The sequence below is a fragment of the Erwinia sp. JH02 genome, from assembly GCF_013074405.1.
GTDB classification, from domain to species: domain Bacteria; phylum Pseudomonadota; class Gammaproteobacteria; order Enterobacterales; family Enterobacteriaceae; genus Erwinia; species Erwinia rhapontici.
The window spans coordinates 136,744-156,991 of record NZ_JABANZ010000010.1 but is presented as its reverse complement, the minus strand read 5'-3'; the positions used below and the strand labels follow the sequence as shown (position 1 = coordinate 156,991).

Genomic DNA, 20,248 nt, shown 5'->3' with positions numbered 1-20,248 from the left:
GTGTGGGGTCTCCCCATGCGAGAGTAGGGAACTGCCAGGCATCAAACGAAGAAAGAACCCCGACCGAAAGGCCGGGGTTTTTTTGTGCTTTGAATTTGGCGATAATCGTCGATCTGACACGAAAAATCTCCGTTTTGTCAGGGGATTACCTGCTATAAAAGCCTAAATGAGATCTTCCGGATAGTTAACATTGCGAAATGCAGCCTCTGCTCGCTCAAACAAAACACTGTGCCCCCCTGCCTGCTGAAGAAATAGCATCAACTTACGGTCACCGTCCGCCAGATAGCGTTGCAGTGAACCCGCAATACTGCGGTGCAGCAATGCTTGCGTGGGGTGATCTCGCTCTTCTGTGCGTGCCCAGACCGCAAATGCTGTTCCTTTATGCTGCCACAAGTTCTGAACCAGATTATCCGGGAGCAATGGCGTATCACAGGAAGTGAATACTACCCACTCAGTTTCTGTCTGTTGCAGTGCTGCCAGCATTCCTGCTAGTGGTCCCGGGAAAGCTGCCAGCGTATCGGATATCACAGGCAAACCGCTCTGTTGATATACCTCAATATTTCGATTGGCATTAATCCATACAGTAGTGACCTGGGGCTGAAAACGCTGCAAAACATGTTGGTAGAGTGGTTTGTTCTGCCACAGCATGAGCCCTTTATCTTCGCCCCCCATACGGCTGCCACGGCCACCTGCAAGGATGACGCCGGTCACGGTTTCGCGTTCAGGGGCGGAAATTCGATTCATTAGTTTTATACCCTATGCTTAATGTTGGGTTCTTTATACAGGGACAACTGCATGAAATGCCATCGCCTTAACGAATTAATCAGCTTGCTGCAGCCTGCCTGGCAGGACGATCCTGATCTGAATTTACTTGAGTTTTTACAGAAATTAGCCGATGAAGCCGGCTTTAAGCAGCCTTTTAGTGAATTAACGGATGATGTACTGATCTATCATCTCAAGATGCGGGGCAGTGATAAAGATGCTGAAATTCCAGGGCTGAAGAAAGACTATGAGGATGATTTCAAAACAGCATTACTGCGTGCTCGGGGCGTGATTAAGGATTAAATCAGGCGGTTGACCCGCTGCCGCTGCCATTTAATGGTACTCTTGCAGGCTATTATTTATCGATTATCAGCGAGCATGCCGGATGAAAGAACCTGCTTTTAACTTCCACACCCTGACGCCTGATACCATCCTGGATGCGTTGTGGGAGACCGGTCTGCGCGTGGAATCCGGCCTGACGGCGCTAAACAGCTATGAAAACCGCGTCTACCAGTTCTCCGATGACGACAAACGGCGCTACGTGGCGAAGTTCTATCGCCCGCAGCGTTGGTCGCAGGCGCAGATAGAAGAAGAACATCAGTTCGCTTCTGAGCTGTTTGCTGATGAGATCCCACTGGCAGCCCCTCTGGAACTGAAGGGCTCAATGCTGCACCAGCACCAGGGGTTCTGGTTTGCTGTTTTTCCCAGCCTCGGCGGGCGCCAGTACGAAACCGATAATTACGATCACCTGGAATGGGTAGGGCGTTTCCTCGGGCGAATCCATCAGGTGGGCCGCCGGAAAACCTTTGAGTCGCGGCCTACTATCGGATTACAGGAATACATTGATGAACCGTTACAGATTCTCACCGACAGCACGCTGGTCCCCGCAAAGCTAAAAACTGATTTACTGGCCAGTATCGGGCGTCTGCGCACAACTTTACAAAACTGCTGGCATACTCAGTGGCAGCCTTTGCGCTTACACGGCGACTGCCATCCGGGCAATATATTGTGGCGTGATGGCCCACTGTTTGTTGACCTGGATGACGCGCGTAATGGCCCTGCGGTACAAGATCTGTGGATGCTTATCAATGGCGATCGCCAGGAGCAGCGTCTGCAATGGGACATTTTGCTAGAGGCGTACGGTGAATTCTGTGAATTTGATACTCATGAATTGTCACTGATTGAACCTTTACGTGCTATGCGGATGGTTTATTATCTTGCATGGGTTGTACGCCGCTGGCACGACCCGGCTTTCCCGGCCAGTTTTCCGTGGATGACGGATGAGGATTTCTGGCGCAGACAGATTTCCACTTTTAACGAACAGAACAAGCTGCTGCAAGAGCCTCCGCTACAGCTTGCACCTGTTTTCCAGGTGTGATCACCCTTTGGTTCGCCTATTGAGATGTAATCAGGAGAGAGTTTGACGATGAAAAAGATTTTATTTGCGCTCGTCGGTATGGTTCTGGCATTCAGCGCTTCTGCCGCACAATTTACCGATGGTCAGCAATACGTCACGCTGGATAAACCGGCTACTGGCGAACCACAGGTTCTCGAATTCTTCTCATTCTATTGCCCACACTGCTACCAGTTTGAGCATGTATGGCATGTGAGTGATGCCGTGAAGAAAGGCCTGCCAGAGAATGTGAAAGTCACCAAGTATCATGTTGAATTCCTGGGTGGCGAAATGGGTAAAACCGTAACGCAGGCCTGGGCAGTCGCGATGGCTCTGGGTGTGGAAGACAAAGTAACGGCACCCATTTTCGACGGTATTCAGCAGACGCAAACCATCACTGATCCTGCCAGCCTGAAAGCGGTCTTCGTTAAAGCTGCGGGTATCAAGCCTGAAGAGTACGATGCCGCCTGGAACAGCTTCGTGGTGAAATCACTGGTTGCTCAGCAAGAGAAAGCCGCAGCAGATCTGGATCTGCGTGGTGTGCCAGCGATGTTCGTCAACGGCAAATACATGGTGAACAACGGTGGCCTGGATACCAGTTCACAGGAAAACTATGTTCAGCAGTATGCCAACGTGGTGAAATTCCTGACTTCCCAGAAGTAAGCCTGCACAGACTTCCCTTAACGCCGGCAATGCCGGCGTTTTCTTTCTCGCCTGACGAGATAATTATCGTAAAAATGCCCTTTCATCAGTTGTAGATATCGTCTCTTTCTCTGAGCGTACCAACTTATATCCACATCAGCTTTATTCCGGAAAACATAAAGTTAATCCTGGAGTGAATAAATAACTAAATGATTATAAACAAAATTTAATTTTATTTTTAAATGAATTTCCACGGGTTAGCTGCTGTTAGTAAATTTACACACAAACTTATCCACAACGTGTCAATGCGAAGCGTAACGCAAAATGACAATTGTCCGTGGATTATTCGCCGTTGAGATTTCATCTTTCATAGCGAGCTGTGGCATCCTTAACGCCAATCAAAAACCAAAGAAGAACGTGACGACTTATGGCTAAAATTGCAGAAAACCCGCTGATTCTGGTAGATGGATCTTCCTACCTGTACCGTGCTTATCATGCGTTCCCTCCGCTGACCAACAGCGCAGGCGAACCTACCGGTGCAATGTACGGCGTATTAAATATGCTGCGCAGCCTGCTGCTGCAATATAAGCCAAGTCATGTAGCAGTGGTATTTGATGCCAAGGGTAAAACCTTCCGCGACGAATTATTTGAAGCGTACAAATCTCACCGTCCCCCGATGCCCGACGATCTGCGTGCGCAAATTGAACCACTGCATACCATGGTCAAAGCGATGGGGCTGCCGCTGCTGGCCATCTCAGGTGTGGAGGCTGATGATGTCATCGGTACGCTGGCGCTGGCCGCAGAGAAAATCGGTAAACCGGTGCTGATCAGCACCGGTGATAAAGATATGGCTCAGCTGGTAACGCCAAATATCACCTTAATCAACACGATGAATAATGCGATTCTTGGCCCGGATGAAGTGGTTGAGAAATACGGTATCCCTCCCTCGTTGATGATTGATTTCCTGGCACTGATGGGCGACTCCTCCGATAACATTCCGGGCGTAGCGGGTGTCGGTGAAAAAACGGCTCAGGCACTGTTACAGGGATTAGGCGGAGTGAAGGATATTTACGCCAACCTGGATAAAGTGGCAACACTGACTTTCCGCGGGGCTAAAACCATGGCCGCGAAACTGGAACAGAATAAGGAGATGGCCCTCCTCTCCTATCAGTTGGCAACGATTAAGACCGACGTGGAACTGGAATTGACCTGCGATCAGCTGACCGTTGAAGAACCGGCAGTTGAAGAACTGCTGGGGTTATTTAAACACTACGAATTTAAGCGCTGGATTGTTGATCTGGAAGAAGGTACCTGGCTGCAAGGGAATAAGAGTCGACCCACTGCCGCAAAAGGCAAAGTGGATGCAAGCGTGGAACCGGATGCCGCAGAAGTCGCTAGCGTGCTCTCTTCCGAAGGTTATGTCACCATTCTGGATGAAGCGACCTTCGATAGCTGGCTGACGAAGCTTCAGCAAAGCGAGTTGTTTGCCTTCGACCTGGAAACCGATTCACTGGATACGCTCAGTGCTAACATCATCGGCCTGTCTTTTGCCATCGCCCCAGGTGAAGCCGCTTACCTGCCCGTTGCACATGACTACCTTGATGCACCGGATCAGTTAGATCGTCAATCCGTACTGGCACGGCTTAAACCGCTGCTCGAAAACCCCAAAGCGCTTAAAGTCGGACAGAATCTGAAGTACGACCGTGGCGTGCTGGCAAACTATGACATTGAATTACAAGGTATTCAGTTCGATACCATGCTGGAATCTTATGCGCTGAGTAGCGTTGTCGGGCGCCATGATATGGATACCCTGGCATCACGCTGGCTGGGCCATAAAACCGTAAGCTTTGAAGAGATTGCCGGCAAAGGTAAGAATCAGCTGACGTTTAACCAGATCGCGCTGGAGCAGGCGGCGCATTACGCGGCGGAAGATGCCGACGTCACGCTACAGCTGCATCTGAAAATGTGGCCAGAGTTGCAGAAAGAGCAGGGGCCAAAAGAGGTCTTTGAACAGGTTGAGATGCCGCTGGTGCCGGTCATCTCCCGTATTGAGCGCAACGGTGTGCTTATTGACCAGAATATTCTGGCGGTGCACTCGCAGGAGCTGGGCAGCCGCCTGGCAGAGCTGGAGCTGAAGGCACACGAGCTGGCAGGTGAACCGTTCAATCTCTCTTCGCCGAAGCAATTACAAACCATCCTGTTTGAAAAGCAGGGCATCAAGCCCACCAAGAAAACGCCGGGTGGCGCACCGTCGACCAGCGAAGAAGTCTTAGCTGAGCTGGCGCTGGACTATCCGCTGCCGAAGGTGATTCTGGAACATCGTGGTCTCTCTAAGCTGAAATCCACCTATACCGATAAGCTTCCGTTGATGATCAATCCACACAGCGGACGAGTACATACTTCTTATCACCAGACAGTCACGGCTACCGGGCGTCTCTCTTCCAGCGATCCGAACCTACAAAACATCCCGGTGCGTAATGATGAAGGGCGACGTATTCGTCAGGCATTTATCGCGCCGAAAGGCTGTCGCATTGTCGCGGCTGACTACTCACAGATTGAGCTACGCATCATGGCGCATCTGTCACAGGATAAAGGGCTGCTGACCGCCTTTGCCAGCGAGCAGGATATTCACCGTGCGACAGCCTCTGAAGTCTTCGGCGTTGCGCTGGATAAAGTCAGCGGCGAGCAGCGCCGTAGCGCTAAAGCGATCAACTTTGGCCTTATTTACGGCATGAGTGCTTTTGGTCTGTCACGTCAGCTCAATATTGGTGCCGGTGAAGCGAAGAAGTACATGGACCTCTACTTTGAACGTTACCCGGGTGTACTGCAGTATATGGAGAGTACCCGCGAACTGGCGGCAGAGAAAGGCTATGTCTCGACGCTGGATGGCCGCCGACTCTATCTCCCAGAGATTAAAGCGAGCAATGCGATGCGTCGTAAAGCGGCAGAGCGTGCTGCGATTAATGCACCAATGCAGGGGACCGCAGCGGATATCATCAAACGGGCAATGATTGCCGTGGATGAATGGCTGAAGCCTCAGACAAACGGTGACGTGAAAATGATCATGCAGGTACACGATGAACTGGTGTTTGAAGTGCGTGCCGATGCAGTCGATAGCGCATCAGCGAAAATCCGTCAGTTGATGGAAGGCAGCATGAAACTGGATGTGCCGCTGCGCGTTGATATTGGTGTGGGTGACAACTGGGATCAGGCTCACTAAGTTCATTTTTCTCTGTCCTGTGGGCTGATGACTCTCCCGAAATCAGCTCGCAGGATTGTCCCTGCTAACATTGTCGCTTTAAACGGTTCAGCCACTCGCGTTATCCCTTTTCGCCAGTGACATCATCTAACCATCTCTGCCGCAACACTTTTTTAGTAATTAAGCTACATGATCGACTGCATTATGTGACTTGAGTTGGATAATGCATGTCGTTTTCTGAAAATTAACTACAAAAAACCCTTTTGAGCGCTCAAAAAATGATGTAAAGTTTCAGATGTAGGGTACAGAGGTAAGATGTTCTATCTTTCAGACCTTTTACTTCACGTAATCGGATTTGGCTGAATATTTTAGCCGCCCCAGTCAGTAATGACTGGGGCGTTTTTTATTGGGCGAAACGTAGGGGGCAGGCGGGTTATTCGGCAGGAATATCGTCTTCGGTTGCCGGAGGAATATCACGATACCAGCTGTCCAGCTTCTGGCTCAGTTTATCCACACCAATTTTCTTGAGTGATGAAAACGCTTCAACATCGACAGTGCCGAGGAAGGTTTTTGCCTCTTCACGAACCGCGTTCAGCTGGGCCTTACGCGCCCCGGATGCCAGTTTGTCGGCCTTAGTCAGCAAAATCAGTACTTCAATCCCGCTCTGTACGGCCCACATCACCATCTGACGATCGAGATCTTTCAGCGGATGGCGAATATCCATCAGCACTACCAGTCCCTTCAGACAATGACGATCGCGCAGGTATTCCGCCAGCGCACGTTGCCATTTGAGCTTCATCTCTTCCGGGACCTGCGCGTAACCGTAGCCTGGCAGGTCGACCAGACGGTAGCCTTCAGCAACCTGGAAAAGGTTGATCAATTGGGTACGACCAGGGGTTTTACTGGTACGAGCCAGGCCTTTCTGGTTAGTCAGCGTATTCAGTGCGCTGGATTTACCCGCGTTAGAACGCCCGGCAAAAGCAACCTCAATGCCAGTATCGGCAGGCAGGTGGCGGATATCGGGGGCGCTGGTGACAAAATGGGTTACGTGATAATTCCAGCCAGACAAAATAGATACTCCAGGTAAGAAAGGACAATTGTGCTGATTATACCCTGTATAGCGGTAAAGCGCCCGGTAAGACACTGCATGATCGAGTGCTGTGAGACATTGACCATTCACCCTGCGAGCACTCTCTGTATTTTGAAATTAAAAAAATGGATTTTTTACTAATTTTCATAGGGTTGTGAAATGGCCAAAAAAAACAGAGTAAAAATTACTTATGTCACCTTGTTTGCCGGACTGGTTAGTCTACATTTGTATCCAGAAACAGGATATTTCACTTCAGGATGAAGTGCTCAGGGAGCATCAGGACGATCTCGGGCAGGGAAGGAAATGTGCACAGGTGTGCGCGACAAGGATTCAGGAACGCTCACAGGATTGAGTAAAGGCAAAGGAAAACAGGGATGCTGGCTGCTAATAAGGATGCTGACATTGTCAGTCCTTCTGCGGAAGGTGCGAAAAAAGGCGACAGGGTGACCTGCCGCCTTTTTTCTTTGTCTGCTTTCTGCTAGATTTCGCGGCAATTCTATACTGAAGATAAACGTCTGAGAGCAGAAACCATGAAGCAACCTGCACGCACGCCCCAGGATAAAAAACCGGGAGCCAAAGTGAAACGTAAAACGCGTGATGAGATTAATCAGGAAGCGCGAGACCGCAAGCGTGATAAAAAGCACAGCGGCAATACTTCCGGCAGTCGGGCTAACCCGGTCGCCGAGAGCAAGAAAGGCGCTAACGGCAAACCGGCCAAAGACCCACGTATCGGCAGTAAAAAACCGATTGCCCTGGGCCCGGATGTGGTTGCCAGCAAGCCGAAGCCGGCAAAAGTGGCAAAACCCGTTGTAGAGAAGAAGGCTCGTCTGTCACCAGAAGAAGAACTGGCGCAGTTGGAAAATGACGAGCGTCTGGATGCGTTGCTCGATCGTCTGGAAAATGGCGATGCACTGTCAGCTGAAGAGCAGGCGTGGCTGGATCAGTCACTGGATCGTATCGACGTGCTGATGGAGCAGTTAGGGATTGCCCTGGACGATGACGCAGAAGATGAGCAGGCAGAAGAAGATATGTATCGCCTGCTCAAAGGCGGCCAGTGATCCTCTCGTCTCTCTGACGTAACATGAGGCAGCGCAATTTAGCGCTGCCTTTTCTTTGTAGGGTTTTTGGTGATGATTTGGCCTGGATCAATTATTGCGCTGATTCTGCTGTGCTGGCTGGGGTGGTTATTCGTTAAACTACAGCGGCTATCGCGGCTGAAAACCCGGCTGCGCAGCAAGATCGTCAGCCAGCAGCTTCCTGTCACGCGGCGGTCAATGCGACGACGATAAGGGAAGCCGCCATGCAGATGCAGACCACAGAGTGGGATCTCCCGCTCATTCAGAAGTACAATACCGCCGGTCCCCGCTATACCTCTTATCCGACCGCACTGGAATTCCATCAGGATTACGACGAGCCGGCTTTTCTTCAGGCAACGCAGCGTTACCCTGAACGGCCGCTGTCGCTCTATCTGCACATCCCCTTTTGCCACAAGCTATGTTACTTCTGCGGTTGTAATAAGCAGGTCACGCGTCAGCAGCATAAAGCGGATGACTATCTGGATGTACTGGTGCAGGAAATCGCCCTGCGTGCACCGCTGTTCCAGCATCGCACCGTCAGTCAGATGCACTGGGGGGGCGGCACTCCCACTTTCCTCAATAAAGCGCAAATCAGCCGACTGATGACCTGTCTGCGCCAGCACTTTCACTTTACGGAGGGTGCTGAGATCTCAATTGAAGTCGACCCGCGGGAAATTGAGCTCACCGTGCTTGATCATCTGCGAGCCGAAGGTTTTAACCGCCTGAGCATGGGCGTGCAGGATTTTAATAAGCAGGTGCAGGAGAAGGTGAATCGCGTACAGGATGAAGCGATGATCTTTTCCCTGATGGCACGGGCGCGTGAGCTGGGTTTTGCCTCCACGAATATTGATCTGATTTATGGCCTGCCAGCACAGACCCCAGAGAGTTTTGCTTTCACTTTGCAAAAAGTGGCTGAGCTGAACCCGGATCGTCTGAGTGTCTTTAACTATGCTCATATGCCCGCACTGTTCCCCGCTCAGCGTAAAATCAAGGATGAGGAGCTGCCCGGCGCCCTGGAAAAGCTGGAGATTTTGCGTCAAACCATCACGACGCTCACCGCGCAAGGGTATCAGTTTATCGGCATGGACCACTTTGCCCGGCACAATGACGAACTGGCTATTGCTCAGCGTGGGGGGAAACTGCACCGCAACTTCCAGGGATACACGACGCAGGGTGACAGTGACCTGCTGGGAATGGGCGTTTCAGCGATTAGTATGATCGGGGACAGCTACGCGCAAAACCACAAAGAGCTGAAACACTATTACGCAGAAATACGGGCAGGAAAAACCGCCCTGTGGCGCGGCTTGCAATTGAGTGAAGATGATTGTCTGCGGCGGGATGTGATTAAAAGTCTGATCTGCAACTTCTCGCTGTCATTTGACGCCATCAGTACGCAATGGGGAATTCACTTCCGTGAGTATTTTGCCGACGATCTGGCTCTGCTGACGCCACTGATGGTGGACGGGCTGGTGGAATGCCACGACAGCCGCCTTGTCGTCACCGCTAAGGGCCGTTTACTGATAAGGAATATCTGCATGTGCTTCGACCGTTACCTGCGTCAGAAAGCATCTGGGGGACAATTTTCACGGGTGATCTGATGGCCGGGGCGACCGAAAAAAATGGTCGCCCCAAAGGCCCGATCGGAAAAAATGATCGGACCCTACAGCTGGAACGTGTAGGGGCGGACCTTCTTTTTCGGTCCGCTCTTTATCCGCCCTCGTCTGTTATTCCATTCCCAGCTCTTTCAGCTTACGTGTTAGCGTATTGCGTCCCCAGCCCAGCAGACGAGCCGCTTCCTGTTTATGACCCTGCGTATGACGCAGGGCGGTAGTCAGCAGCGTACGCTCCATCTCGGGTTGCGCTTCCGACAGCAGGTTTTGATGACCGGAGCGCAGTGCGCGGTCCGCCCACTGTGCCAGCAACGTCGCCCAGCTGTCCGGCAATGACTGAACCGGGTTTTCTGGCGTCGATGTTTCAAACAGCTCTGGCGGTAGATCCTGGATCAGGACTTCCTGCCCGGCGGCCATCACCGTCAGCCAGCGACAGGTATTCTCCAGCTGGCGGACGTTGCCAGACCAGTGCAACCGCGTGAGCGCGGTTTCCGTTTCAGGATGCAGGATCTTGGCTTCCACCCCCAATTCTCTGGCGGCGACCTGTAAGAAGTAACGCGCCAGACGCGGAATATCTTCACGACGCTCACGCAGGGGAGGCAGATGCACACGGATCACGTTCAGGCGGTGGAATAAATCCTCACGGAATTTCCCCTCATGCACGCGCAGCTCCAGATTCTGGTGAGTCGCAGCAATAATACGCACATCCACCTTGACCGGCGCATAGCCCCCGACACGATAGAACTGACCATCGGCCAGCACTCGCAGCAGACGGGTCTGAACATCCAGTGGCATATCGCCAATTTCATCGAGGAACAGCGTACCGCCATCGGCCTGTTCAAAACGACCTTGTCGAATTTGATTGGCACCGGTAAACGCCCCTTTCTCATGACCAAACAGTTCTGATTCGATCAGGTCTTTAGGGATCGCCGCCATATTCAGCGCGATAAATGGCGCTTTCGCACGCGGACTGTGGCGATGCAGTGCATGAGCAACCAGCTCTTTACCCGTACCGGATTCACCGTTAATCAGCACACTGATCGACGAGCGCGACAGGCGGCCGATAATACGAAAAACATCCTGCATTGCTGGCGCTTCACCGATGATATCGGTGGTAGGCCCGCTGACGGGCTGATTGCGCGGCTGCTGCTGCTCTTGATAGTGACTGATGGCGCGCTCAACCAGTGCAACGGCTTCATCAATATCGAAAGGCTTCGGCAGGTAATCAAACGCGCCCTGTTGATAAGCGCTGACGGCAGCATCCAGGTCTGAGTGCGCTGTCATAATGATCACCGGCAGCATAGGGTGCCGCTGTTTGATCTGCTTTAACAGCGCCAGGCCGTCCATACCGGGCATACGAATATCTGACAGTAAAACGTCTGGGGTTTTGGTCGCAAGGGCTTCCAGTACCTCGTTTGCGCTGTCAAACGTTGCGCAGTTTAAACCAGCTCCGGTCAGCGCGCGTTCAAGCACCCAGCGGATGGAGCTATCGTCATCGACGATCCAAACTATCCCTCGTTGCATAGAAACCTCACTGGCGAATAGGCAGGTAAACCGAGAATTCAGTGTGTCCAGGCCAGCTGTGGAACTCTATTTTTCCCGAATGCTGATCGATCAGGCTGCGGGCAATCGATAACCCCAGCCCGGTACCGCCTTCGCGGCCGCTTACCATCGGGTAAAACAGCGTATCCTGCAGCTGTGCCGGAATGCCGGGGCCGTCATCTTCAATATCGATGCGTGCCACCAGGCGATAGCGTGTTCCGTGCAGCGTTAACTGGAACGCCGTTCGGGTACGTAAAGTAATCGTGCCGCCTTCTTCACCCAACGCCTGCAGGGCGTTGCGTACTACATTCAAAAGGACTTGTTCTATCTGGTCCGGGTCGTGCGGCAGTTCAGGCAGGCTCGGGTCATAATCGCGGACAAGCACCACATTATCGGGCAGCTCCATCGAGACCAGATTCACCACACGTTCAGCCACCTGATGGATGCTCTGTGTGACATGCATACCGGGCTGTTGCGGGCCAAGCAGACGGTCGACCAGATTGCGCAGGCGATCGGCCTGTTCAATGATGACCTTGGTGTATTCCGTTAACGCCGGGTCGGGCAGGGCTCTGGCCAGCAGTTGTGCTGCACCGCGTAGCCCACCCAGCGGGTTTTTAATTTCGTGTGCCAGTCCACGCACTAAATCACGTGCTGCTACCTGCTGCGCATGTTGTAGCTGTTCCTGACTCAGCCGGCGCTGATTATCCATGGGCGCCATTTCCAGCAGAATCAATCCTTCGGGCAGACGTTGTGCGGTGAGCGACATAATGTGCGCACGGCTGTCGACCACCAGGGTCACTTCGCTGTCGGTAAAACCTTGTCCGGCATCCAGACTTTCGAGCATGACCTCAATATTCAGGGAAAAATAACCCATCAGTTCCGGCAGTGGCGTACCAAACAGCTTGCGGGAACTTTGCGCCAGCAGTTGCTGCGCGGCAGGGTTGGCGTAATGAACCACCAACGCACCATCAACCAGTAAGATACTGTTGATCAGTGAATTGAGAATCTGCCCAGCATCGGGCAGCGGGCCAGTTGCCATACAGCATTCTCCTGAAGTAGTTATGCACCAATTTAGTGCATTATAGCCATAAAACGCGAAAATCGTCTGACATTACCGGGAATTCGTGGTGAAAAAAGCCCATCCTGAGATGGGCTGAAAGTTTCCACGGCAACAAAATCCCAGACGTCTTTCACGCCGCAGCTGTGTTGGCTTCTCTCAGTCACCCGAATCACTTAGCGAACTAAGCTCATCGGGCCTCCTTCGATTGCCGCCTTGCTGCAACATGAAATTCGTCGGGCTTACTTCTAAATTAAACGCTGTAGTACAGTTCGAACTCAACCGGATGCGGAGTCATACGAACGCGGTCCATTTCTGCTTTACGCAGCTCGATATAAGCTTCGATAGCATCGTCAGTGAACACGCCACCACGGGTCAGGAACTCGCGGTCTTCGTTCAGTGCAGCCAGGGCTTCGTCCAGAGAACCTGCAACTTTTGGAATCTCAGCTTCTTCTTCCGGTGGCAGGTCGTACAGGTTTTTGTCCATTGCATCGCCAGGGTGGATCTTGTTGATGATGCCGTCCAGGCCAGCCATCAGCAGTGCAGCGAAGCACAGGTATGGGTTTGCAGCAGGGTCAGGGAAGCGCGCTTCAATACGGCGTGCTTTCGGGCTGGCAACCACTGGGATACGGATAGAAGCAGAACGGTTACGGGCAGAGTAAGCCAGCATAACTGGCGCTTCGTAGCCTGGGACCAGACGCTTATAGGAGTTAGTGGTCGGGTTCGCCAGAGCATTGATTGCTTTAGCGTGTTTGATTACACCACCGATGTAGAACAGCGCCATTTCAGACAGGCCGCCGTATTTGTCACCCGCGAACAGGTTAGTGCCGCCTTTTGACAGAGACATATGGCAGTGCATTCCAGAACCGTTATCACCGAACATCGGTTTTGGCATGAAGGTCGCGGTTTTGCCGTAAGCGTGAGCGACGTTGTGCACAACATATTTGTAGATCTGAATTTCGTCAGCTTTTTTGGTCATGGTATTGAAGCGGGTTGCCACTTCGTTCTGACCCGCCGTTGCCACTTCGTGGTGGTGAGCTTCAACGACCAGGCCCATCTGTTCCATGGTCAGACACATTGCAGAACGGATATCCTGCGCTGAGTCGACGGGTGGCACTGGGAAGTAGCCGCCTTTCAGACCTGGACGGTGGCCTTTATTACCGCCTTCATATTCTTTACCGGAGTTCCAGTAAGCTTCGATGTCGTCGATAGCAACGTGTGAACCTGAAGTGCTGCTGCCGAAACGGATATCATCGAACAGGAAGAACTCTGGCTCTGGCCCAAACAGAACGGTGTCTGCAATGCCGGAAGAGCGCAGGAAATCTTCAGCGCGTTTCGCGATGGAACGCGGGTCGCGGTCGTAGCCCTGCATGGTGCCTGGCTCGAGGATGTCACAACGGATGATCAGTGTAGAATCAGCAAAGAACGGGTCAATGACTGCGGTGGTTGAGTCTGGCATCAGAACCATGTCGGATTCGTTGATACCTTTCCAGCCACCAATCGAGGAGCCGTCAAACATTTTGCCTTCTTCGAAGAAGTCAGCGTTAACCTGATGAGCAGGGATAGTCACGTGCTGCTCTTTACCTTTGGTATCGGTAAAACGCAGGTCAACAAATTTGACTTCGTGCTCGTTCATCATCGACAGAACGTGTTCAGCGGACATACTTAACTCTCCTGGATTTTGTCATTGGCGTCGTGTTTAGAGAACTTCACCGGTGCGCTTTGCTATTCGCCGCGCTAACTCCGATAATAAAGATCTCTCACAAGCTTACAACCGTTGTGGAAACTGGCGTTTTTCGCTTAATGAGTATTTGCGAAATCTATGCCAACTTTTTTATTTAACGAAAAAAGCGCTATGATGCGCCCTCTCGTGAGACGAGGACTGCACCACGATGGAAGTCGCGCACCATTTTGGTGCCATTGAATGATAAATGGGCACTCTTTTGGTGCAAATTTTCGTCCAAGTGCAATGTTTGCACTGAAAATGGCTGTAAATGCAATCCGGACAGTTATCTTTATATGAAATATGTGATCCTGTTCAGTCCTTCGATTAATCCGTGTACAATAGCGCGCTATTTCTAATGCCTGAGGCAAAGCTGTGATCGAAAATTTGCGTAACATCGCCATTATTGCCCACGTTGACCATGGTAAAACTACCCTGGTTGATAAGTTGCTGCAGCAGTCCGGGACCTTTGATGCCCGTACCGAAGCAACCGAACGCGTAATGGACTCCAACGATTTGGAGAAAGAGCGTGGGATTACCATCCTCGCAAAAAACACCGCCATTAAATGGAATGACTACCGCATCAACATCGTGGATACCCCAGGACACGCCGACTTCGGCGGTGAGGTAGAGCGTGTGATGTCAATGGTCGACTCGGTGCTGCTGGTTGTGGATGCAATGGATGGCCCGATGCCGCAAACCCGTTTCGTGACCAAAAAAGCGTTTGCTAATGGTCTGAAGCCGATCGTGGTAATTAACAAAGTCGACCGCCCTGGCGCGCGTCCTGACTGGGTTGTTGATCAGGTGTTTGACCTGTTCGTTAACCTGGATGCGACCGACGAGCAGCTCGACTTCCCGATTATCTATGCTTCAGCCCTGAACGGTATTGCAGGCCTGGATCACAACGATATGGCGGAAGACATGACCCCGCTGTATGAGGCGATTGTTAAGCACGTCTCTCCACCACAGGTTGAGCTGGAAGCCCCGCTGCAGATGCAAATCTCCCAGCTGGACTACAACAACTACCTGGGTGTTATCGGTATCGGCCGTATCAAGCGCGGTAAAGTGCGTCCTAACCAGCAGATCACTGTGATCAACAGCGAAGGCAAAACCCGTAACGCTAAAGTCGGTAAAGTTCTGACCCATATGGGCCTGGAGCGTATCGAAGCGACTGAAGCGGAAGCCGGCGACATCATCGCTATCACCGGTCTGGGCGAACTGAACATCTCTGACACCATCTGTGATACTCAGAATGTGGAAGCGCTGCCAGCCCTGAGCGTTGATGAACCAACGGTTACCATGTTCTTCTGCGTTAACACCTCTCCGTTCTGCGGTAAAGAAGGTAAGTATGTGACTTCACGTCAGATCCTTGACCGTCTGAACAAAGAACTGGTGCACAACGTGGCACTGCGTGTTGAAGAAACCCCAGATGCTGACGCCTTCCGCGTATCAGGTCGTGGTGAACTTCACCTGTCAGTTCTGATCGAAAACATGCGTCGTGAAGGTTTCGAGCTGGCGGTATCCCGTCCAAAAGTTATCTTCCGTGAATTCGAAGGCCGCAAGCAGGAGCCATTCGAAAACGTGACCCTCGACATCGAAGAACAGCATCAGGGTTCTGTGATGCAGGCGATGGGTGAGCGTAAAGGTGACATGAAAAACATGGATCCGGATGGCAAAGGCCGTGTGCGTCTCGACTATGAGATCCCAAGCCGTGGTCTGATCGGTTTCCGTAACGAATTCATGACCATGACTTCCGGTACCGGTCTGCTGTACTCCACCTTCAGCCACTACGACGATGTGCGTCAAGGCGAAGTTGGCCAGCGTCAGAACGGCGTGCTGATCTCTAACGGCCAGGGTAAAGCAGTCGCGTTCGCCCTGTTCAGCCTGCAGGATCGCGGTAAGCTGTTCCTCGGCCACGGTGCTGAAGTGTATGAAGGCCAGATCATCGGTATTCACTCACGTTCTAACGACCTGACTGTGAACTGCCTGACCGGTAAGAAGCTGACCAACATGCGTGCTTCCGGTACTGATGAAGCCACCACTCTGGTTCCACCTCAGAAAATGACCCTCGAGCAGGCGCTTGAGTTCATTGATGATGACGAACTGGTCGAAGTGACTCCACAGTCTGTACGTATCCGTAAACGTCACCTGACTGAAAACGACCGTAAGCGCGCAAGCCGCGGTCCGAAAGAAGCGTAATACCGCTTTTCTCAGGGCCGGAGTTTTCTCCGGTCCTGAGCTTCCTTCTGAATCTTCTCCGCAGTTTTCAAAATCCTCACCTGTTCAGTCTCTCCATTTACCGCTAGAGTGAATAACTCACCGGAACAAAAGGAGATGGCCATGCTGTATATCTTTGATTTAGGTAACGTCATTGTTGATATTGATTTCAACCGGGTTCTCGGTGTCTGGAGCGATCTGAGCCGCGTACCACTCTCGACGCTGCAAAGTCGTTTTCAAATGGGGGAGAGTTTTCACCAGCACGAGCGTGGTGAAATAAGTGACGAAGCGTTCGCACAAAAAATGTCTGATGAGCTGGGGCTGTCATTAAGCTATGAACAGTTTGCTGCCGGTTGGCAGGCGGTGTTCGTCGGCGTGCGCCCGGAAGTCATTGCCATCATGCATAAATTGCGTCAGCAGGGTGAGCGCGTGGTTATCCTGTCAAACACTAACCGTCTGCACTGTCAGTTCTGGCCGTCACAATATCCGGAGGTGAATGCTGCCGCCGACAAAGTCTATCTGTCGCAGGAAATGGGATTGCGTAAACCTGACCCGGCGATCTATCAACACCTGCTCAATGAAGAAGAGTTCTCCGCTGAAGAAGCGATCTTCTTTGATGATAACCCCGATAACATTGAAGCGGCGCGCAAGCTCGGTATTCACAGCCTGCTGATTACCGATGCCAGCGTGTTACCGGCTTTCTTTGCCGATCGCCAATAAATGCGCTTTCTCAATCATTATCGGCACCGACTACGGGCCTTTTGGGCATGGGTGAAGCTGCTGTGGCAACGCATTGATGAAGATGGCATGACCATGCTGGCCGGGCACCTGGCCTATGTCTCGTTACTGTCGCTGGTGCCACTGATTGCCGTGGTCTTTGCCCTGTTTGCCGCTTTCCCGATGTTTTCTGATGCCAGTATTCAGCTGAAAAACTTCGTCTTTAACAACTTTGTGCCAGCGGCTGGCGCCACGATCCAAAACTATCTGGAACAGTTTGTGGCTAACGTCAGCAAAATGACCGCTGTTGGCGTCGGTGGTCTGGTGTTCACTGCGCTCTTGTTAATGTATTCGATAGACTCGGCGCTTAACACCATCTGGCGCAGTAAACGTAAGCGGCCACTGGTCTACTCGTTTGCCGTCTACTGGATGATTCTGACCCTCGGGCCGCTGTTGGCGGGTGCCAGCCTGGCGATCAGCTCCTATCTGCTGTCGTTACACTGGGCGACGGTCAGCGGCGTGAGCATGCTGGTGGATGTCGGGTTACGGATATTCCCGCTGCTGCTCTCCTGCCTGTCGTTCTGGCTGCTGTACAGCATTGTCCCGACCACCCAGGTGGCAGGGCGCGATGCGCTAATCGGTGCGGTTGTTGCCGGGTTACTCTTCGAACTGGGTAAAAAGGGCTTTGCGCTGTATGTTACGATGTTTCCCTCGTACCAGCTGATTTACGGCGTGCTTGCTGTTATTCCCATTCTTTTTTTATGGGTTTACTGGACCTGGTGTATTGTTTTATTAGGGGCAGAAATTACCGCCACGCTGGGGGATTACCGCCAGCTTAAACAAGAAGAACAAGAAAGAGAGAACGAAGAATCATGATTGCCTTAATTCAACGGGCGTTATCCGCCAGCGTGACAGTGGCGGGGGAAACCATCGGGGAAATCGGGCCTGGGCTACTGATTTTACTGGGTGTGGAGAAAGGCGATACGCCTGAGCACGCGAAAAAGTTAGTCGATAAAGTCCTTGGTTACCGTATCTTCGGCGACGAAAACGACAAGATGAATCTCAACGTGCAACAGGCGGGGGGAAGTGTTCTGGTCGTGTCGCAGTTCACACTGGCGGCTGACACCAAAAAAGGGATGCGTCCGAGTTTTTCTGGTGGTGCTGCGCCCGCTGATGCTGAAAAACTGTATGAGTATTTCGCTGCCTGCTGTCGTGATAAAGGAATAGCCACGGAAACCGGGCGTTTCGCCGCTGATATGAAAGTGGCGTTGATTAATGATGGCCCCGTGACCTTCTGGCTGCAGGTTTGAAGCAGCTAGCCGAGCGGCAAAGGAATGGCCTGGCGGGACCTGAGAGAGAGAACCATTTTATGTATCACCTCCGCGTGCCAGAAACTGCAGAAGAGTTAGATACCTATTACCAGTTCCGCTGGGAGATGCTGCGTAAGCCATTACACCAGCCGATGGGCTCAGAACGTGATGCCTGGGATGCGTTGGCGCATCATCAGATGGTCGTGGACGAACAGGGCAATCCGGTGGCTATCGGCCGGTTGTATATCAATGCCGATAACGAAGCCGCCATCCGCTTCCTCGCCGTTCATCCGTCTGTCCAGGGGAAAGGCCTGGGAACACTGGTGGCGATGACGCTGGAGTCTGTTGCCCGTCAGGAAGGGGTCAAGCGCGTGGTGTGTAGCGCCCGTGAAGATGCGGTCGATTTCTTCTCTAAGCTTGGCTACCTCAATCAGGGCGAAATCACGGCGCCACAAACCACGCCGGTACGCCATTTCCTGATGATTAAACCCGTGGTGACACTGGATGATATTCTGCACCGTGCGGACTGGTGTGGGCAGTTGCAGCAGGCCTGGTATCAGCACATTCCGCTCAGTGAAAAAATGGGCGTGCGCATTCTGCAGTATACCGGTCAGAAATTTATCACCACGATGCCGGAAACCGGCAACCAGAATCCTCACCACACATTGTTTGCCGGAAGCCTGTTTTCACTGGCGACGCTCACCGGGTGGGGGCTTATCTGGCTGTTGTTGCGTGAACGTCACCTTGGTGGGACGATCATCCTGGCCGATGCCCATATTCGTTACAGTAAGCCTATCAGCGGTAAGCCGGGCGCAATCGCTGACCTCGGATCACTGTCTGGCGACCTTGACCGTCTGGCGCGTGGCCGTAAGGCGCGTGTGCAGCTGGAGGTGGAACTGTTTGGTAACGATGAGTCGGGTGCGGTGTTTGAAGGGGTATATATCGTATTGCCCGCCGACCCGGACGGCCCGTTAGAGCAGGGCGGGTGCGGCGGTTAATGAGAAAATGGCCTTAGCGGCCCTTTTTCTTACGGCCTGGCTGGTCAAAACGTTTGCGACCCGCCGGACTGGAAGGGGCTTTATCGGCGGATTTCGCCCCGCCTGATACCGGCTTTTTCGCGGTCGTTTTTTTTGCCGGAGCTTTCTTCGCAGATTTATCTTCGGAGGACGAATCCTCAATCAGTTTAAATAACGCGATCAGTTCATCGTCAGTCAAATCGCGCCATTCTCCCGGCGGCACGCCTTTCAGGCTGATGTTCATAATACGAACACGTTCCAGCTTGGTAACCTCGTAGCCAAAGTGCTCGGCCATACGGCGAATCTGACGGTTTAGTCCCTGTACCAGTGTGATGCGAAAGACAAACGGAGCTTCTTTCTTCACTTTACATTTTTTGGTGACCGTACCGAGCATCGGCACGCCTGCGCCCAGACCGCGAATAAACTCTTCGGTAACCGGTTTGTTGACGGTCACGATGTACTCTTTTTCGTGGTCGTTACCGGCCCGGAGGATCTTATTGACCAGATCGCCGTGGTTGGTCAGTAAGATCAATCCCTGAGAGTCTTTGTCCAGGCGGCCAATAGGGAAGACGCGCTTGCTGTGGTTAACGAAATCAACGATGTTGTCGCGCTCTCCATCTTCCGTAGTGCTAACGATACCGACAGGCTTGTTCAGTGCAATCAGCACCAGATCGTCTTCGTTACGCGGTTCAATAAGCTGACCGTTCACTTTCACCACATCGCCGGCAAAGACCTGATCGCCCACCGAGGCACGCTTGCCGTTAATAAAAACATTTCCCTGTTCGATGTAACGATCGGCATCGCGGCGAGAACAGATACCGCTCTCGCCAATGTATTTGTTAAGACGAATGGATGAGTTAGTCAGCATAGTTCCCCCGTAAAAAAGCGGACTAT

At 52.2% G+C, this 20,248-nt stretch carries 17 protein-coding genes; 11 read left to right on the top strand and 6 right to left on the bottom strand.

Going from position 1 to position 20,248, the window contains the following annotated elements:
* Positions 1–162 precede the first annotated feature (162 nt).
* Complete coding sequence (mobA, locus tag HHI26_RS21030; protein WP_171149627.1) at positions 163–744, bottom strand: molybdenum cofactor guanylyltransferase MobA; 582 nt, start codon at positions 742–744, stop codon at positions 163–165.
* A gap of 51 nt (positions 745–795) precedes the next feature.
* Between mobA and HHI26_RS21025 the strand changes: the two genes are divergently transcribed.
* From HHI26_RS21025 to polA, 4 genes are all read left to right on the top strand, one after another.
* Positions 796–1,065, top strand: coding sequence for a YihD family protein (locus HHI26_RS21025; RefSeq protein WP_159338298.1), 270 nt, complete (start codon positions 796–798; stop codon positions 1,063–1,065).
* A gap of 82 nt (positions 1,066–1,147) precedes the next feature.
* Positions 1,148–2,140, top strand: coding sequence for a serine/threonine protein kinase (locus tag HHI26_RS21020; protein ID WP_167864789.1), 993 nt, complete (start codon positions 1,148–1,150; stop codon positions 2,138–2,140).
* 48 nt (positions 2,141–2,188) lie between these two features.
* Positions 2,189–2,818: a thiol:disulfide interchange protein DsbA gene (gene dsbA / locus HHI26_RS21015; protein ID WP_133846482.1), complete on the top strand. Its 630-nt coding sequence runs from the start codon at positions 2,189–2,191 to the stop codon at positions 2,816–2,818.
* A 406-nt stretch (positions 2,819–3,224) separates the two neighbouring features.
* The gene (gene polA / locus HHI26_RS21010; protein WP_159338300.1) at positions 3,225–6,017 is read left to right on the top strand and encodes a DNA polymerase I; all 2,793 of its coding nucleotides are present in this window, start codon (positions 3,225–3,227) and stop codon (positions 6,015–6,017) included.
* A 412-nt stretch (positions 6,018–6,429) separates the two neighbouring features.
* Here polA and yihA read toward each other — a convergent pair whose 3' ends face one another.
* Positions 6,430–7,065, bottom strand: a complete 636-nt coding sequence (gene yihA / locus HHI26_RS21005) for a ribosome biogenesis GTP-binding protein YihA/YsxC (protein ID WP_133846480.1) — start codon at positions 7,063–7,065, stop codon at positions 6,430–6,432.
* A 551-nt stretch (positions 7,066–7,616) separates the two neighbouring features.
* On the opposite strand from yihA, the gene yihI reads away from it, so the two are divergent.
* Positions 7,617–8,144, top strand: coding sequence for a Der GTPase-activating protein YihI (gene yihI, locus HHI26_RS21000; protein WP_171149626.1), 528 nt, complete (start codon positions 7,617–7,619; stop codon positions 8,142–8,144).
* A 242-nt stretch (positions 8,145–8,386) separates the two neighbouring features.
* Positions 8,387–9,760 (top strand): oxygen-independent coproporphyrinogen III oxidase, encoded by a 1,374-nt coding sequence (hemN, locus tag HHI26_RS20995; RefSeq protein ID WP_133846477.1) that lies wholly within the window; start codon positions 8,387–8,389, stop codon positions 9,758–9,760.
* 126 nt (positions 9,761–9,886) lie between these two features.
* On the opposite strand, the gene glnG is transcribed toward hemN, so the two are convergent.
* The 3 genes from glnG to glnA all read right to left on the bottom strand — a co-directional run bounded on the left by glnG (position 9,887) and on the right by glnA (position 14,034).
* Positions 9,887–11,296, bottom strand: coding sequence for a nitrogen regulation protein NR(I) (gene glnG, locus HHI26_RS20990; RefSeq protein ID WP_133846476.1), 1,410 nt, complete (start codon positions 11,294–11,296; stop codon positions 9,887–9,889).
* A 7-nt stretch (positions 11,297–11,303) separates the two neighbouring features.
* Entirely contained in the window at positions 11,304–12,353 is a 1,050-nt protein-coding gene (gene glnL, locus HHI26_RS20985) for a nitrogen regulation protein NR(II) (protein ID WP_133846475.1), read from the bottom strand.
* A gap of 271 nt (positions 12,354–12,624) precedes the next feature.
* Positions 12,625–14,034, bottom strand: a complete 1,410-nt coding sequence (glnA, locus tag HHI26_RS20980; protein WP_133846474.1) for a glutamate--ammonia ligase — start codon at positions 14,032–14,034, stop codon at positions 12,625–12,627.
* 435 nt (positions 14,035–14,469) lie between these two features.
* Here glnA and typA point away from each other — a divergent pair, with 435 nt between their 5' ends.
* From typA to fabY, 5 genes are all read left to right on the top strand, one after another.
* On the top strand, positions 14,470–16,293 hold the full coding sequence (typA, locus tag HHI26_RS20975; protein WP_133846473.1) for a ribosome-dependent GTPase TypA: 1,824 nt from the start codon (positions 14,470–14,472) through the stop codon (positions 16,291–16,293).
* Positions 16,294–16,434: 141 nt separating this feature from the next.
* Entirely contained in the window at positions 16,435–17,031 is a 597-nt protein-coding gene (yihX, locus tag HHI26_RS20970) for a glucose-1-phosphatase (RefSeq protein ID WP_133846472.1), read from the top strand.
* Positions 17,032–17,904, top strand: a complete 873-nt coding sequence (locus tag HHI26_RS20965) for a virulence factor BrkB family protein (protein ID WP_133846471.1) — start codon at positions 17,032–17,034, stop codon at positions 17,902–17,904.
* Positions 17,901–18,338, top strand: coding sequence for a D-aminoacyl-tRNA deacylase (gene dtd / locus HHI26_RS20960; RefSeq protein WP_133846470.1), 438 nt, complete (start codon positions 17,901–17,903; stop codon positions 18,336–18,338). The genes HHI26_RS20965 and dtd overlap by 4 nt, the downstream gene beginning before the upstream one ends.
* Positions 18,339–18,397: 59 nt before the next feature.
* A complete protein-coding gene (gene fabY / locus HHI26_RS20955) occupies positions 18,398–19,336 on the top strand; it encodes a fatty acid biosynthesis protein FabY (protein WP_133846469.1) in 939 nt (312 codons plus the stop codon).
* Positions 19,337–19,349: 13 nt separating this feature from the next.
* Here the strand turns inward: fabY and rluF are convergent, their stop codons facing one another.
* Positions 19,350–20,222 (bottom strand): 23S rRNA pseudouridine(2604) synthase RluF, encoded by an 873-nt coding sequence (gene rluF, locus HHI26_RS20950; RefSeq protein ID WP_133846468.1) that lies wholly within the window; start codon positions 20,220–20,222, stop codon positions 19,350–19,352.
* Positions 20,223–20,248 lie beyond the last annotated feature (26 nt).